General features: G+C 65.2%; 14 protein-coding genes and 1 tRNA gene. 14 read left to right on the top strand and 1 reads right to left on the bottom strand.

Annotated features, from left to right (window positions below):
* The first annotated feature begins 2 nt into the window (after positions 1-2).
* From FFS62_RS06730 to FFS62_RS06790, 13 genes are all read left to right on the top strand, one after another.
* Positions 3-515, top strand: a complete 513-nt coding sequence (locus FFS62_RS06730; RefSeq protein WP_137972003.1) for a hypothetical protein — start codon at positions 3-5, stop codon at positions 513-515.
* Entirely contained in the window at positions 515-2551 is a 2037-nt protein-coding gene (locus tag FFS62_RS06735; RefSeq protein WP_137972004.1) for a hypothetical protein, read from the top strand. The genes FFS62_RS06730 and FFS62_RS06735 overlap by 1 nt, the downstream gene beginning before the upstream one ends.
* Positions 2548-4461, top strand: coding sequence for a hypothetical protein (locus tag FFS62_RS06740; RefSeq protein WP_137972005.1), 1914 nt, complete (start codon positions 2548-2550; stop codon positions 4459-4461). Before FFS62_RS06735 ends, FFS62_RS06740 begins: the two co-directional genes overlap by 4 nt.
* 61 nt (positions 4462-4522) lie before the next feature.
* Complete coding sequence (locus FFS62_RS06745) at positions 4523-7087, top strand: hypothetical protein (RefSeq protein WP_137972006.1); 2565 nt, start codon at positions 4523-4525, stop codon at positions 7085-7087.
* 1 nt (position 7088) lies between these two features.
* Positions 7089-7427: a hypothetical protein gene (locus tag FFS62_RS06750; protein ID WP_137972007.1), complete on the top strand. Its 339-nt coding sequence runs from the start codon at positions 7089-7091 to the stop codon at positions 7425-7427.
* Positions 7417-9039: a phage terminase large subunit gene (gene terL, locus FFS62_RS06755; protein WP_137972008.1), complete on the top strand. Its 1623-nt coding sequence runs from the start codon at positions 7417-7419 to the stop codon at positions 9037-9039. The genes FFS62_RS06750 and terL overlap by 11 nt, the downstream gene beginning before the upstream one ends.
* Positions 9040-9062: 23 nt before the next feature.
* A complete protein-coding gene (locus FFS62_RS06760; protein ID WP_137972009.1) occupies positions 9063-10451 on the top strand; it encodes a hypothetical protein in 1389 nt (462 codons plus the stop codon).
* The gene (locus tag FFS62_RS06765) at positions 10448-10852 is read left to right on the top strand and encodes a hypothetical protein (protein WP_137972010.1); all 405 of its coding nucleotides are present in this window, start codon (positions 10448-10450) and stop codon (positions 10850-10852) included. The genes FFS62_RS06760 and FFS62_RS06765 overlap by 4 nt, the downstream gene beginning before the upstream one ends.
* 71 nt (positions 10853-10923) lie before the next feature.
* Positions 10924-11178 (top strand): hypothetical protein, encoded by a 255-nt coding sequence (locus tag FFS62_RS06770; protein ID WP_256662127.1) that lies wholly within the window; start codon positions 10924-10926, stop codon positions 11176-11178.
* Positions 11175-11405 carry a hypothetical protein gene (locus tag FFS62_RS06775; RefSeq protein ID WP_137972012.1) on the top strand — a complete coding sequence of 77 codons (231 nt, stop codon included), beginning with the start codon at positions 11175-11177 and terminating at the stop codon, positions 11403-11405. The genes FFS62_RS06770 and FFS62_RS06775 overlap by 4 nt, the downstream gene beginning before the upstream one ends.
* On the top strand, positions 11405-11878 hold the full coding sequence (locus FFS62_RS06780) for a hypothetical protein (RefSeq protein ID WP_137972013.1): 474 nt from the start codon (positions 11405-11407) through the stop codon (positions 11876-11878). The genes FFS62_RS06775 and FFS62_RS06780 overlap by 1 nt, the downstream gene beginning before the upstream one ends.
* The gene (locus tag FFS62_RS06785; RefSeq protein WP_137972014.1) at positions 11875-12336 is read left to right on the top strand and encodes a DUF1353 domain-containing protein; all 462 of its coding nucleotides are present in this window, start codon (positions 11875-11877) and stop codon (positions 12334-12336) included. Before FFS62_RS06780 ends, FFS62_RS06785 begins: the two co-directional genes overlap by 4 nt.
* A 257-nt stretch (positions 12337-12593) precedes the next feature.
* A complete protein-coding gene (locus FFS62_RS06790) occupies positions 12594-12899 on the top strand; it encodes a DUF2388 domain-containing protein (RefSeq protein ID WP_137972015.1) in 306 nt (101 codons plus the stop codon).
* A gap of 56 nt (positions 12900-12955) precedes the next feature.
* On the opposite strand, the gene FFS62_RS06795 is transcribed toward FFS62_RS06790, so the two are convergent.
* Positions 12956-14239, bottom strand: coding sequence for an FAD-binding oxidoreductase (locus FFS62_RS06795; protein ID WP_137972016.1), 1284 nt, complete (start codon positions 14237-14239; stop codon positions 12956-12958).
* Positions 14240-14423: 184 nt separating this feature from the next.
* Between FFS62_RS06795 and FFS62_RS06800 the strand changes: the two genes are divergently transcribed.
* A tRNA-Val gene (locus FFS62_RS06800) sits at positions 14424-14500 on the top strand.
* Positions 14501-14635: the final 135 nt, after the last annotated feature.

Below are 14635 nucleotides of genomic sequence, written 5' to 3' on the forward strand. Positions count from 1 at the left end.
ATATGTCTGGATACACAGCAGCAGTAGCCTACGGCGTTGCGGCCGCATCGGCGGTCTATGGCGCTTACACCACCGTACAGTCGGGCAAACAGCAGCAGCTAAACGCCAGCGCCCAGGCTGAGCAGGCTGATGCCGATGCCAAGACCGAGAAGAGCGCGGCCATGGTGCAGGCCGAGCGCATCCGCAAGCTGGCACGCATTCAGGCGAGCGAGGCCAATGCCGCGCTGGCCGCTTCTGGCGTTGAGGTGGGCGAGGGTACCGCCCTGAACATCAACCGCGAGATCTACCAGAACGCCGAGGAAGATGCCGCGCTCACCGTCTTCGGTGGGGCGAACAAGGCCCAGCGGTTGAACACCGACGCCAGCAACTACCGGCTGGCCGGCTCGCAGGCCAGATCCAACGCGAACGGCCAAGCAGGCGCGACGCTGCTGGCCAGCGCCGCCCAGGGTTACAGCGGCTGGAAGGGCAGCGCCGGCGCCAATGGCTCGGCAGCTCGCCAGGGAGGGGCCGCGTAATGGCACAGATCCCAATGGGCAACTTCGTCGCCCCTCGTGCCGTCCCTGCCCCAGAGCAGGGGCGCGTCGTTACGCCTGACGCCAGCAACCGCGGCGCCTTGGCCATGGCCGGTGCCGTGCAGGGTGCGGCCATGAACGTCATCGACCAGAAGAACCGCGAGGACCAGGCGCTGGCGCGGGTGAAGGCGAGTAACGCGCTGATCGATCGAGAATCCCAGCTGAAGACCATCGGCGCCGATATCAGCGAGAAGATGCGCACCGGGCAGCTCAGCTGGGAGAAGGCCGAGGAGGCGTACAACTCGGCAGCGTCCAAGCTCACCCCGCTGGATACTCCCGGTCTTGATGAGATTGCCGCCGGCGAAGTGGGCAATTCACTCAAGCGCCTGCAGATCAGCGGCCTGGACCGTGTGCGCGAGGCTGCTGCCGGCGCCCGCATCGATTCCGCCCGTTCCGATATCACCAGCCGTATGGACCTGCTGGGCAAGGACGCTGCCCTGCCTGGTGCCAACATCGACCAGATCAATGCCCGGATGGATGCCGAAGACATCGACATCGCCGGCCGCATGGCCTGGGGCGAGGCCTGGGACCAGAAGAAACAGGAGTTCAAGGACGACAACTGGACCACCCACGCGACGCAGCGGGTGATCGGCGCCCGCGAGGGCCTGGCCGACCTGAAACAGATCGAGCACGACCTTACCGCCGAGGACGGCTTCTATGCCCAGAAGCTGGACCCCAACAAGCGCAACCAGCTGTTGAACACCGTCACCGGTCGCATCTACCAGGTGCAGGAGCACCAGCAGCGCCAGGCCGAAATGCGCGAGATGAAGGCCATGCGCGTGCTCGACCAGATGGACCGGCAGGCCGCCACCGGCATTCCGCCGAGTCCTGCGGAGCAGAAGATCTGGCAGGCCTCGCTGGCCGGCACGTCGGTGGCTGGCGAGTACAACGCCCGCATCGAGCAGATGAACGAGGTGCAGAAGGTGCTGCGCATGCCGCTCGGCGCCCAGCAGACGTACATCCAGGAGAAGCGCGCCCAGATCGCCCAGACCGGCGCAAGCGTCTCCGAGGTGGCGAACCTCGATCGCCTCGACCGGGCCGTCACGGCGAACATGCAGCTGATGCGCGACCAGCCCCTGCTGTTCAACGCCGCTCGCACCGGGAGCAGTGTTGCTCCGCTGGATATGTCCGCGATCACCAGCCCGGAAGGGCAGGCGGCTCTGGCCGGCCAGATCGCCGAGCGCTTCGACACGGTCAACGCCATGCGCCAGCAGTACGGCCCGCAGGTGGCCCGTATGCCGCTGCTCCCCCAGGAGGCGGATATGCTGAAGGCAGTGCTCAGCCAGGCCGACGACGCCGCGAAGCTGCAGATTCTGGGCGTTCTCTCCGCGGCATCGCCGTCGGGTTCCGATTACAAGGCGGTGCTGCAGGCGGTTTCCGCCGATGAGCCGGTCACCCAACTGGCGGGCATGGCCCAACATGCAGGGCTGAAGGGCCCGGCCGACGCCAAGACAGGCCAGTATGTAGATGTGGCCAAGACCCTGCTGGTCGGCGGAAAGGTGCTGGCCGACAAGTCGTTTCAGCTGCCGGCCGAGAAGGACATGCGCCTGGCCTTCGACGAGGGCATTGGCGCGTCGCTGCCCGCTGGCACCGCACAGCGCGAGCAGGCCTATACCGCGTTCCGCACCCTGTACGCCGGGCTGGCTCAGCCGCGCGGCCTGACCGGTACGGACGCTGCCGACAAGGGCGTCGACGACGATCTGGCCAGCGAGGCGCTGCTGCTGGCCACCGGCGGGATCGGCGAGCGTGCCGGCGCCAAGGTGATCAAGCCCTATGGCATGAGCGACGAGCAGTTCGATGGCCTGGTCGATTCGCAGCTGCAGGGCCTGGCCGAGCGGTCCGGCTTCCCGCTCGACCAGTTGGAGGATATGCCGCTGATGCCTGTGCCTGGCCAGTCTGGCGCCTACTACCTCATGAACGGCGGTCGCGCACAGATCGATCCGAAGACCAATCAACCGATGGTGGTGAAAGCGCGATGACCTGGCTAGATGATGGGGTAGACGAAGCCGAACTGGCTAGCCAGGCGCAGCGGATCGAGTTCACCAGTGAAGGGCCGCAGACCGGCGTCTGGCAAGGTTTCGGCACCGGTTTCGGTGATGCGTTGGAGCTCGGCGGTATCTCGGCCAGCAACATGATGCAGGCCGCAGGCTCTGCCTCCTTCGAGCAGGACCTGGCGATCAGCAGCCTGTACTTCCCCGATGAGGCGGACGAACAGATTGAGGCGCAGCAGCAGGAGCAACAGCGGCTCAGCAAGGACACCGCAGAGGCCGTCCAGGAGCTGCGCGCAGACCCGCGAACCGTCGGCGTGGCCGGCCAGATACTCAACACCGCCGCCGAGGTCCTGCCGCGCACTGCAGCTGCCGCGCTGCTCACCGGCCCCGCCGGCATCGTCGCCGGCCCTCTGGCTGCAGGTGCACCAGCAGGATATACCGCCACGCAGGTCGCCAAGGCCGATGGCGTCGATGACGCCACGGCAACCGCGCAGGGCCTGATCGAGGGCGTTGCCACCACCGTTGGCGCAGGCCTGCCGGCTGCCCGATTCGTGAAGCCCATTCTCGGCGATGCCGCTATCGCCGTCGGTGCCAACGTCGCCATCGGTATGGCCAGTCGCGGTGCCACGGCCTCGCTGCTGGAGAGCAACGGCTACACCGCCCAGGCCGCCCAGTACCGGGCAATGGATGGCACCGCCGTGCTGACCGACGCCGTGCTGGGCGCCGCGTTCTTCGGCCTTGGTCGTGCCAGCGTCCGCCGGCCGAACACCCAGCAGATCGACGCCGCCCTCACTGAGCGCCAGGCGGTGCACGCCGATATCGACACCGCGCCAGGTGCGCCGACCACTCCGCGTGCAGCCGTTGCGCACCAGGAAGCGCTGCGCATGGCGATCGAGCAGGTAACCCGTGGGGAGCCCGTCAGCCTGCCGGACAGCATCCACACGGTGGATTTTCTGCGCTCTGCGGACGAGCTGCCGCCGATTCGCCCACCGCGCGCCGATATCGAGGCCAGTGCCCGGGCCGAGGCGCTGCCGATCATCCGCGCCGAGCTAGAACAGCAGGCGGCCCTTGCCGTGCCCAACGTCCGCGACCTGAAAACCGAGCTGGCCGGCCTGCGGCGCACGGTAGACGGGCTCGACGCCACGTTCCGCGAGCGGGCCAAGGCTTTTCAGGAGCAGGGCGCCAGCCGCAAGCAGGCGGAAGCTCAGGCTCGGCAGGCCATCCAGCAGGAGCGGGCGCAGGTCGAGCAGCGCCAGCAGGCCATCACCGAGCAGCTTGACGGCAACCGTGCCGCCGAGCAGGCCAGGGGCGAGCTGGCGGCGATGGATCGCGGCGAGCTGCCGGCGCGCTTCGAGGAGCGGGTTACCGCTAGGGCTGCTGAGATGGAGCAGGGTTTCCAGCGCCGGCCTTTGGCCAACCAGGTGGCAGAGGGGAATACCAGGCTGAGCATGCGCGAGGTGGCGCAGCAGGAGATCATCCGCATCCTCGACGACCTGGAGCGCGCAGAGCCGACCCTGGTGGCCAGGCCTCTGGATATCGGCGCCTCAAAGGGTGTGGCAAAACCGGAAGTCACCTCGGCATCGAAAACGGCGAAACCCGCATCAGAACCGGCGGAAAGTGCAACGGATGGGGCGAAAGGTGCATCAACCACGCCCGATAGTGCATCGCCAGAGGCTGGCGCGCGGGCTGCAGATCCAGAGCTTGCCGTCGTCGACGAGATCATGGCCAGGGTCGACGACATGCAACTGCCCACCGGCGCCATCGATGCCGATGGAAAGCCCGTCACCGTGTCCGCCCGCCAGCTGCTCTCCGATGCCGATGCCGACATTCAACGCGCCCAGCAGGAGTCCAATGGATTCGCGGCAGCGGCTGCTTGCTTCCTGCAGCGCGGAGCGTGAATAGTCGGGAAACCGACTACCGACCCCCCATAGGCTTGCCTCCACACATCGGAGGTAAGCCATGCGTCCAGAATGCGCCATGGCCGTCGCCCAGGCGATCGGCCGATCCCTCACCCAGCCAGAGCTAAAGGGCATCGAGGACCGCCTGCGGCGCAACATGCGCCAGCTCGCCCAGTCCGACCCAACCTGGCAGACCAAGACCACCGCCGACCGTCTGGCCGAGGCCGCCCAGAAGGCAGGCCAGGAGCTGGTCGCCGAGCAGCAGCTCAAGAAGAAGCGCGTTGCGCTGACCATCATGGCGCACGACCGCATCAGCAGTTACATGCAGCGCTTCCCAGACCGGCCGCTCGAAGGCCTGGATCGGCTGCTGGCGTTCAGCGCCGACGGGAAGAGCGGCATTCAGTCGATCGAGTCGGCCACCCGGGCGATCCGGGACGACTCGCTGTCGCGCATGCTCGATGTCATCGACCTGACCAAGGGCAAGTTCCTCGGCCTGCTGCAGGACCAGGCCGGCAACCTGGCGCTCGTGCGCGAGCTGCACGGCGAGGACAGCGGGGTGCCGGCGGCAAAGGTGGCGGCCAAGGCCTTCCGCGAGACGGCCGAGGCGCTGCGAACCCGATTCAACCGGGCCGGCGGCGACGTCGGCTTCCTCGAAGACTGGGCCATGCCGCGCGATCACTCGCAGATCAAGGTCGCGCGCAGCCAGAGCGACTGGGTCGGCGACCACCTGAGTTGGGCGGACCGCTCCCGCTACGTCAAGGAAGACGGCTCACCGATGAACGACGTGGAGCTGCGCGAGTTCCTCGAGCACGCCTGGACGACCCTGGCCACCGGCGGCGTCAACAAGCTGGAGCCCGGACGGGCGCCGGTCGGCTCGTCGACGGCCAACCACGGCAACGAGTCGCGGCAGATCCACTACAAGGACGCGGAGTCGTTCATTGCCGCCCAGCAGAAGTACGGCGAGCGCACCCTGCTCGAGCTGCTGGTCGGCCACATCGACCGGGCCGCGCGGGACATCGCCCTGGTCGAGAACCTGGGGCCGAATCCGACCAACGTGATGCGCTACTTCCTCGACCAGGGGCAGAAGGAGCAGGTCGAGAAAGCGCTGGGCGCCGGCGGGAAGAAGCAGGCCAAGGCCGCCGAGCTGGCGGCGAAGCAGCGGCGCCGCATCGAATACCTCTACGAGGAAGTGGCCGGCACACGCCCGCCGCCCGCATCGGCAGCCATCGCCAACGGCTTCGACACCTACCGGGCGTTGAATGTCTCGGCCCGCCTGGGCTCGGCGGTACTTACCTCGGTCACCGACCAGGGCACGCTGGCGCTGACCGCGGCCATGAACGGCATGCCTGTGATGAAGGTGTTCGCCAACGAGCTGCGCATGCTCAACCCAGCAGACGCCGGTGATCGGCGCCTGGCCATGCGTGCCGGCCTGGGCCTTAACCAGCTGATCGGCAGCCTGAACCGGTTCGGCGCCGATGGCCTGGGATCGACTGAAGCGATATCCGGGCGGGCCTCGAAGTGGTCGCAGACGGCGGCCAGCAAGGTGATGCAGGCCTCTGGCATGAACGCCATGACGTCGGGCCTGCAGCGGGCGTTCGGCGCCACCTTCATGGACACCATCGGCGATATGTCGCGCCGCTTCGATTCGATGCGCGCCATGGATGAGGCCGACCGGCTGCGCCTGGAAGGGAAGGGCGTCACCGAGACCGACTGGCAGGTGTGGCGCCTAGCCGAGCCGGAAGACTGGCGCGGCGCTGGCGACACGGTGCTGACCGCCGGCAGCATCTACAAGCTGACGGACCAGCAGCTGCAGGGCCTTGCCAGGCTGGCCGGTACCACCCCGCAGCGCCTACGCGACCAGGCCGCCACCAAACTACTGGGCACGGTGCTGGACGAAACCAATATGGCGATCATCGAGCCGGGCGCCCGGGAGCGGAGTTTCATGCATGGTCGCTTCGAAAGGGGCACCTACCCTGGGGAACTCATGCGATCGTTCTGGCAGTTCAAGAGCTTCTCTGTGTCGATGATCATGCGGCATTGGGCCAGGGCGATGGCCCAGCCAGGATGGGGAAAGGCCAAGTACCTGGGTGCGTTGATCGCCACCACCACGGTGCTGGGCGGCCTGTCCATCCAGCTTGGCGAGCTGGCCGCCGGCCGTGACCCGAAGGACATCACCGACGACGGCACGCTCGGCGTGCCCGGCCTGCGCTTCGGTATCGCCTCGATGATGAAGGGCGGCGCCCTGGGGCTTTACTCCGACTTCCTGTTCAGCAATTCGACCCAGGGCGGGCAGTCAGCCGTAGTTTCGTTCCTCGGCCCAATAGCGGGTGATGCAGAGGCGCTGTGGGGCCTGAAAGACAACGCTGCAGCAGGGGAGGTCAACCAGACCGGCGCCAAGCTGATCAGGCTGGCGAAGAGTCACACCCCGTTCGCCAACCTCTGGTACACCAAGGCCGCCACCGATCACCTGGTGTTCAACCAGATGCAGGAGTTTTTCTCTCCGGGCTACCTGCGCCGCATGCAGAAGCGCGCGCGGCAGGAGTTCAACCAGTCGTTCTGGTGGGAGCCGGGCGACCAGACGCCAGACCGTGCGCCGAACCTGGGCGCCGCAGTAGGAGGCCGCTGATATGCGAGACGACCAGATCACCAGGTTGCAGGCGCTGAGCGAACGGCTCGGCGAAGTTGTCATCGAGGAAGTCGACCCGCACCATTGGCCAGGCCACGGCACGCCGCTGGCCGAGCTGACCCAGCAGGAGCGCGGCGACCGCTACTGGTGCAAGAAGAACGCCGCGGCGTCCATGACCCTGCTGCTGAAGGTGGTGAACATCGCCGGCATGCTGAACCGCCAGCGGCCGGCGCCGGATGCTGGCCATACCGTCGGCGAGCTGGACTCCGAGCTGGCTGCCGCTGAGCGCGAGGCCCAGGCCATTATCGACCGCATGCAAAAGGGTCAGAATGTCCACTGAGCCGCCGAAGGTCTCACTGCTGGTCTTCTTCATGATGTGGGCCAGGCGCATGCGGTGGCAGGTGCCCGATATCCACGTCAAGGCGCTGATCTGGCTGGAGCGAAAGGGCAATTTAGCCGTCCTGCGCTGCTTCCGTGGCTTCGGTAAGTCGACGCTGCTGGCGATCTACAACGCCTGGCGGTACTACAAAGACCCGACGTTTCGCATCCTGCACCAGTCCGAGTCGGACCCGACCGCCTACAAGACCAGCCGCGACACGCAGAACGTAATCCGGAACCACCCATTGACCCGGCACCTCCTGCCACCCAACCAGGGAACGGTAGAGCAGTGGTGGGTCGAGGGCGCCGCCGACTTCCGAAATGCCTCGATGTTCGCCAAGGGCATTCTCTCCAACGTCACTTCTGCCCGTGCCGACGAGTGCCAGAACGATGACGTCGAAGTGCCGCGCAACATCCAGACGCCTGAGGCGCGGGAAAAGCTCCGGTACCGCCTGGGCGAGCAGACGCACATCCTGGTGCCCGGTGGCTCGAAGCTGTACATCGGCACGCCGCACACCCACGACAGCCTTTATGACGAGGTCGAGAGCATGGGCGCCGACTGCCTGACCATCCGCATGTTCGAGCTCGAGCATCGGATCGATGCCGCTACCGAGACAGCCAATGACGTGCCGTTCCGCCCGGACGTTGTCTTCGCCGGCATCGGCAAGCATGCCCGCCTGCTGGTGGAGGGGCGCGACTACATTCTCACCAAACACGGGATCGCCTTCAGCGAACCGCCCGGCACCCTGGTGGACTGCTACGCCGGCAGCGCCTGGCCAGATCGCTTCGATGCCGCCGAGTTAGAACGACGCCGCCGCGAGACCAGAACGATCAACGAATGGGACAGCCAGTATCAACTGCACAGCAAGCCGGTCACCGAGGTGCGACTCGATCCGGCGAAGATCATCCCCTACGACGTGCAGCCGGTTGTCCGGCAGGCGAACGGCCAGGTCGGCTTGTTCCTTGGCAGCACGCAGATCGTCGGCGCCGTGGCCTATTGGGACTGTTCGCTGGGCAAGGTGAAGAGCGACGCCTCGGCGCTGTCGCTGATCTTCACCGACGCGCGCGGCCAGCTCTACTGGCACGTTTGCGAGGGGCTGGTCGGCGAGCTGGCCGAGTTCGATGCGAAGGACCGGATCATCGGCGGCCAGGTCGTGCAGGTCCGCGACCTGGTGGTGCGCTACCAGATCCCACGGGTGATCGTCGAAACCAACGGCCCCGGCGGCTTCGTGCCAAACATCCTGCGTCAGGCGCTGAAGGGCACCGGTTGCGGGGTAGGGGAAGAGCACAGCACCGTCAACAAGCAGAAACGCATCCTCGATGCCCTGGAGTCGCCGTTGTCGGCCCGCTTCCTGTGGGCCCATGTCGACGTGCTGCGCGGTCCGCTCTGGGACCAGATGCGCGACTTCAACCCGGCCATCAGCAACCAGCCAGATGACTTCCTCGACTCCGGCGCCGGCGCCATCAGCCAGACCCCGGTGCGCATCGGCAAGATAGTCGGGAAACCGACCGAGCAGAGGCGTGACGATTGGCGCCCAGATGCGGGCGTGCACGAGGTGCAGGTCGACTACTAGCCCGCCAGCGCCGAGGGCTAGTCATGTCAGTTCAATCCGGACCAACGTACAAGCGTTACGCAGCCAACGGCATCGCGACGGTCTACGCCATTCCCTTCCTGCTGATCGAAGCAGAAGACCTGCAGATCACGCTCGACGGCGTTCTGGTCACTTCCGGATTCACGCTGACCGGGGTAGGCAATCCCAGCTGCGTCTGCACCTTCGACGTCGCCCCTCTGGGCGATCTGCTGTTCCAGCTGGTGATCCCGTTCGAGCGCCTGGACGACTACCAGGAGAACGGCGACTTCCTTGCCAGCACTGTCAACAACGACTTCGACAGGCTGTGGCAGGCGGCCAAAGAGCTTCGCCGAGACGACGGCCGGGCACTCGCCGTCGATCCGCTGGAGCCAGAGGGTATCCCGCCGCTGCCGGTAGCAGCGATCCGCTCAGAGAAGGTCCTTGCCTTCGATGCCCTTGGAGCCCCAATTCCATCCAACCTGACCCTGGCTGAGCTGGAGGAGCAACCGGAGGTCGCAGCAGCGGCAGCGGCAGCTGCAGCCGCATCAGCCTTGGCTGCTTCTGGTAGTGCATCGGCAGCCGCAACGAGCGAGACGAACGCAGCAGCTGCAGCGCTGGCGGCGGCAAACACCTACGACGCGTTCGACGACCGCTACCTGGGCGCCAAGAACGCTGACCCCGCGCTCGACAACGATGGCAGTGCACTACTCACCGGCGCCATCTACTGGAACACCGTCAGCAACTTGTTCCGTGTCTGGAACGGTGCGAGCTGGCAGAACCAGAACAGCGCCGACTACCTGAACGCCCTGCGTATCGACGTGGCCACTGCCGCCACGGTCAACCTGAACACCCTGGCTCCCGACACTCGCCACATCAACCTGACCGGGGGGGTGACGATTACCGGCTTCACGATCGCCGCCGGCAAGACCTACTTCGTCCGCTTCAACGCGGCCACGACCCTGACCAACAACGCAAGCATCGTGACTCAGAGCGGCGCCGACATCCTCGCCCAAGCAGGAGACACCTGCATCCTGCGGGCGACGGCGAGCAACGTGGTGGAGGTTTTGAGCTACGGCACCCCACTGCGGCCATTCACTAAAGAGTACGTCAGCGCCGAGCAGACCATTACAGCCGGCGGGGTGGTAACCCTAGCGCACGGCCTAGGGGTGAAGCCCAAGCTTGTGAGGGCTTATCTCGTATGCAAGACCGCCGAGCACGGCTGGTCGGTGAACGACGAGGTCAATATCGAGGCTCTGGTGGCCTCGGCCTCAAGTTACAACTACGGCTATGGCGCAAACACCACAAACATCCGAGCGGTCTGTGGTGGATCAGGCTGTGTCGTCCACAACGCGTCCGGCTCGTCGTCAACTGTGACTGCCGCCAATTGGCGCCTGATCTTGAGGGCTTGGACATGAAGCACTTCGTTAATGAAGGCGGCTCGTATCTTGGTGCATGGGACCAGGAGTCGCTCCTAAGCGCAGCGGCGCCGCCGCCTGGCTCCGTCGAGGTGCCCGTTGCACCTGCCGATGCTCGTCAAGTTTGGTTATTCCCGGGCTGGTCTGCAGTGCCGCCAACCATTCCCAACGCAGTCAGCCGGCGCCAAGCCCGTCTAGCCCTGCTGCACGCCGGAAAACTCGCTGCCGTCGAGTCCGCTATTGCAGCCATCGCCGATCCGGTCCAACAGATGGCCGCCCAGATCGAGTACGAGAACGCGACTTGGGAGCGCGCCAACCCCTGGGTTGATCAGCTCGGCCAGGCCGTTGGCCTCTCGACGGCCGACATCGACCAGCTCTTTATCACCGCCGCGACTCTATAAGGACCCATTCCGTGCACGCATCAGAAGCCAGCCGTAACCAGGGCGACCGCATAGGCGCGTTGGAGCAAGACATGAAAGTCGTTAAGCATCGGCTTGACCAGTGGGACCGCCGGCATGAGCACTCGCCAGAACGCCTGACCAAGCTTGAACAGCAGTTTGAGAACCAGGCCGACAAACTTGATCACCTGGAAGAGGGCATCAGCAAGATCAACGCCGCGGTTGAGAATATGGGCGCGAAGATCACCTGGGGGCTCGGCGCTGCTGCCACCATCATGGTGATGTTCGACAAGTTCTGGCCGCTGCTTATGAAGGGGCTCGGATCATGAGGCCTGTACCGCACTGGCGTAACTGGTGGAAGCGTTACAGCACCTGGCTGGCGCTGGCCATTCCCCTGCTCGGCATCCTGCGCGAGGCGCTTCCAGAACTGAAGGATGTGATATCGATCGAGTCCTATAAGGTGATTTCTAGCGCGCTGGGCTTTGCCATCGTCGTAGCCACCCAAATAAAGCAGCGTGCCGTCTCCGGTGACGATCCGGGCAAGGGGGGGCACTGATGCTCTTGTCCGAGATCCTGCAGCAGGCCGTCGAGCCTGCTTATCAGCTCCTGCCGGCCAAGATGGAAAGCCAGGGCGCCACGGTGCTGCTGCTCGCCATTGGCCTGCAGGAAAGCCGGTTCACCCATCGCAGGCAGATCGGCGGCCCTGCTCGCGGCTTCTGGCAGTTCGAGCGAGCTGGCGGCGTTGCTGGCGTGCTGCGGCATCCATCGACCCGCCTGCAGGCTGTGACTGTCTGCGATGAGCGCGATGTGCCGGTAGTGGCCGAGCAGGTCTATCAGCGCCTGGAGTTCGACGACGTGCTGGCCGCGGCCTTCGCCCGCCTGCTGCTGTTTACCGATCCGGCGCCGCTGCCCAAGGTTGGGGAGTGCGGCAAGGCCTGGGACTACTACCTGCGCACCTGGCGGCCGGGAAGGCCTCACCGCAAGACCTGGGACACGCTCTATGCGCAGGCACTTGAGGCGTTGGTATGAACGCCTTCCCGTACTTCGACGGCCCGCTCGACACCCGGTATGACCGGAAAGCCAGCGTCGCACTGGGCAAGGACCACTGGCGCAACCTGGGCCGGTTCCGGCTGATGCTCAGCGAGCGGCAGTGGGCGGACGTACCGGCCGGCATTCTGTCTGACGGTGGAACCATCCCGCGTCTGGTGCAGAACGTCGTCTCGCCCTGGGGCAAGCTGGGCCAGGCCTACGTCATGCACGACCAGCTGTGTGAATACCTGTCGCTGACCGTCGATGGCCGGCCCGTGCCGATCACCAGGGCCCGGTGCGACGAGCTGCTGTATGTGGCCATGCAGGTGCTGGGGGCTACGCCGCTTGAGCTGACCAAGGTGCGCGCCGCGGTTGACCTTTACCGGAAGGCGGCCGGGGTGACCAAGCCGAGCAACACGGCGCTGAAGCGGTCGCTGGAGGCTAGCTGGCGAGGGTGACTGGTACGGATTTGGTACATGGCCTGCCGGGGTAACCCTGCGGGCCTTGTCGTTTCTGGCGGGGCTAGATGATTATTTCCGATCCATCATCGGGGCCACGGAGAAGCGGCGGGAGGGTGCTGGGCGTTGCGGGGAGGTCGACATGGGGCGCTGCGTGAATGTGGAAACGGCCGGCATTCTACCGCAGTTGGCGACAGTCGATCCGGGCGGCTGCTATCCTGAGTTCAGGGTTTCGGTTCGATAGGGAGATGACACTCATGCAAAGCAAATATTGGCTGGCGGCGCTGGCCCTCGGTTTCAGTCTGCAGGCGGCCGCCACCAGTTTCGTGGTGACCACCGACGGTATCGTCAACTCAGTGGAAGGGACCAGCGACGTCACCTCATCCTCGTTCGGTGACGACAAGGTAGTGCGCGAGGCCAAGGACGATGCGGCGAGCTTCGTCGCCAGCCAGGGCGACATTCGTGGCGCTCACCTGGAGGCGGCCTTCCAGCACATTCGCGGCAAGCTGCCAGAGCTGCAGGTGAACGACATGCAGCTGGCCCAGGCCATCCTCGCCTTGTGAGTTGATAGCGGAATAAAAAACGGCGCCCTGGGGCGCCGTTTTCGTTTGTGGCGAGGTTACACGCCCAGTTTGTCGCGCAGGCTGTAGTACCAGGCGCCCAGAGCGCTGAACGGCACCTGGAACAGACGGCCACCGGGGAACGGGTAGTGCGGCAGACTGGCGAAGGCGTCGAAGCGTTCGGCCTGGCCGCGCAGGGTTTCCGCCAGCAGCTTGCCGGCCAGGTGGGTGTAGGTCACGCCATGGCCGCTGCAGCCCTGGGAGTAGTAGATGTTGTCGCCGAGGCGGCCGACCTGCGGCAGGCGCGACAGGGTCAGCAGGAAGTTGCCGGTCCAGGCGAAGTCGATCTTCACGTCCTTCAGCTGCGGGAAGGTCTTGAGCATCTTCGGCCGGATGATCGCCTCGATGTTCGCCGGATCGCGGGCGCCGTAGACCACACCGCCACCGAAGATCAGGCGCTTGTCCGCGGTCAGGCGGTAGTAGTCGAGCAGGTAGTTGCAGTCTTCGACGCAGTAGTCCTGCGGCAGCAGGCTCTTGGCCAGCGCGTCTGACAGCGGCTCGGTGGTGATCACCTGGGTGCCACAGGGCATGGACTTGCTGGCGAGCTCCGGCAGCAGGGTACCCAGGTAGGCATTGCCAGCGACCACCACGAACTTGGCTTTCACCCGGCCTTCCGGGGTGTGCACCACCGGGTTGGCGCCGCGCTCGACGCGGACCGCCGGGCTCTGCTCGTAAATGATGCCGCCCAGCGACTCCACGGCTGCCGCCTCGCCCAGGGCCAGGTTGAGCGGGTGGATGTGGCCGCCACTCATGTCGAGCATGCCGCCGACATAACTGTCGGTGTCCACCACCTCGCGGATGCGCTTCTCATCCAGTAGCTCCAGCTGGGTGTGGCCGTAGCGCTCCCACAGCTTCTTCTGCGACTCCAGGTGCTTCATGTGCTTGGGGGTGTTGGCGGCGAACACGCCGCCATCCTTCAGGTCGCACTGGATGTCGTACTTGGCGATACGCTCGCGGATGATGCGGCCGCCTTCGAAGGCCATCTGGCCCAGCAGCTGGGCGTGTTTCGGGCCGACGGTGCGTTCGATCACGTCGATGTCGCGGCTATAGCTGTTGACGATCTGGCCGCCATTACGGCCGGAGGCGCCGAAGCCGACCTTGGCGGCCTCGACGATAGTGACCTTGAAGCCGTTCTCCAGCAGGAACAGGGCGGTGGAGAGGCCGGTATAGCCGGCGCCGATGATGCAGACATCGGTCTCGGTCTCGCCCTGCAGTGCCGGGCGCTGCGGAACAGGATTGGCCGAGGCTGCGTAGTAGGACTGGGGGTAGGGTGTGTGCGCCATATTTGAACCTTTGTTCTTTATTTTTTACGGAATGAGCCGATCCTACCCGAGTCAAAAAGCGCCGGCTAGCCTCCGTGCAAAATTTTTAACGCCTGACTGTGCAGCAAAAAATCCGTTTATTCAGAGGCTTAGCGAAAAAGATGTTGACACTCCGGCGGATCTCCCTAAAATGCGCCTCCATTGCAGGCACATAGCTCAGTTGGTTAGAGCACCACCTTGACATGGTGGGGGTCGTTGGTTCGAGTCCAATTGTGCCTACCAAATCCGAAAGGGGTCGTACATACGACCCCTTTTTTATTGGCTGCTTGTCAGGGCTACGGCTTTCTGGAAGCATCCGCGATTCGTTTACCTCCAGTGACTGCGGTCTGTCCCGGTTTGCCGCAAGGCTCCTGCCAT

This window comes from Pseudomonas sp. F(2018) (assembly GCF_005508865.1).
GTDB lineage: Bacteria > Pseudomonadota > Gammaproteobacteria > Pseudomonadales > Pseudomonadaceae > Aquipseudomonas.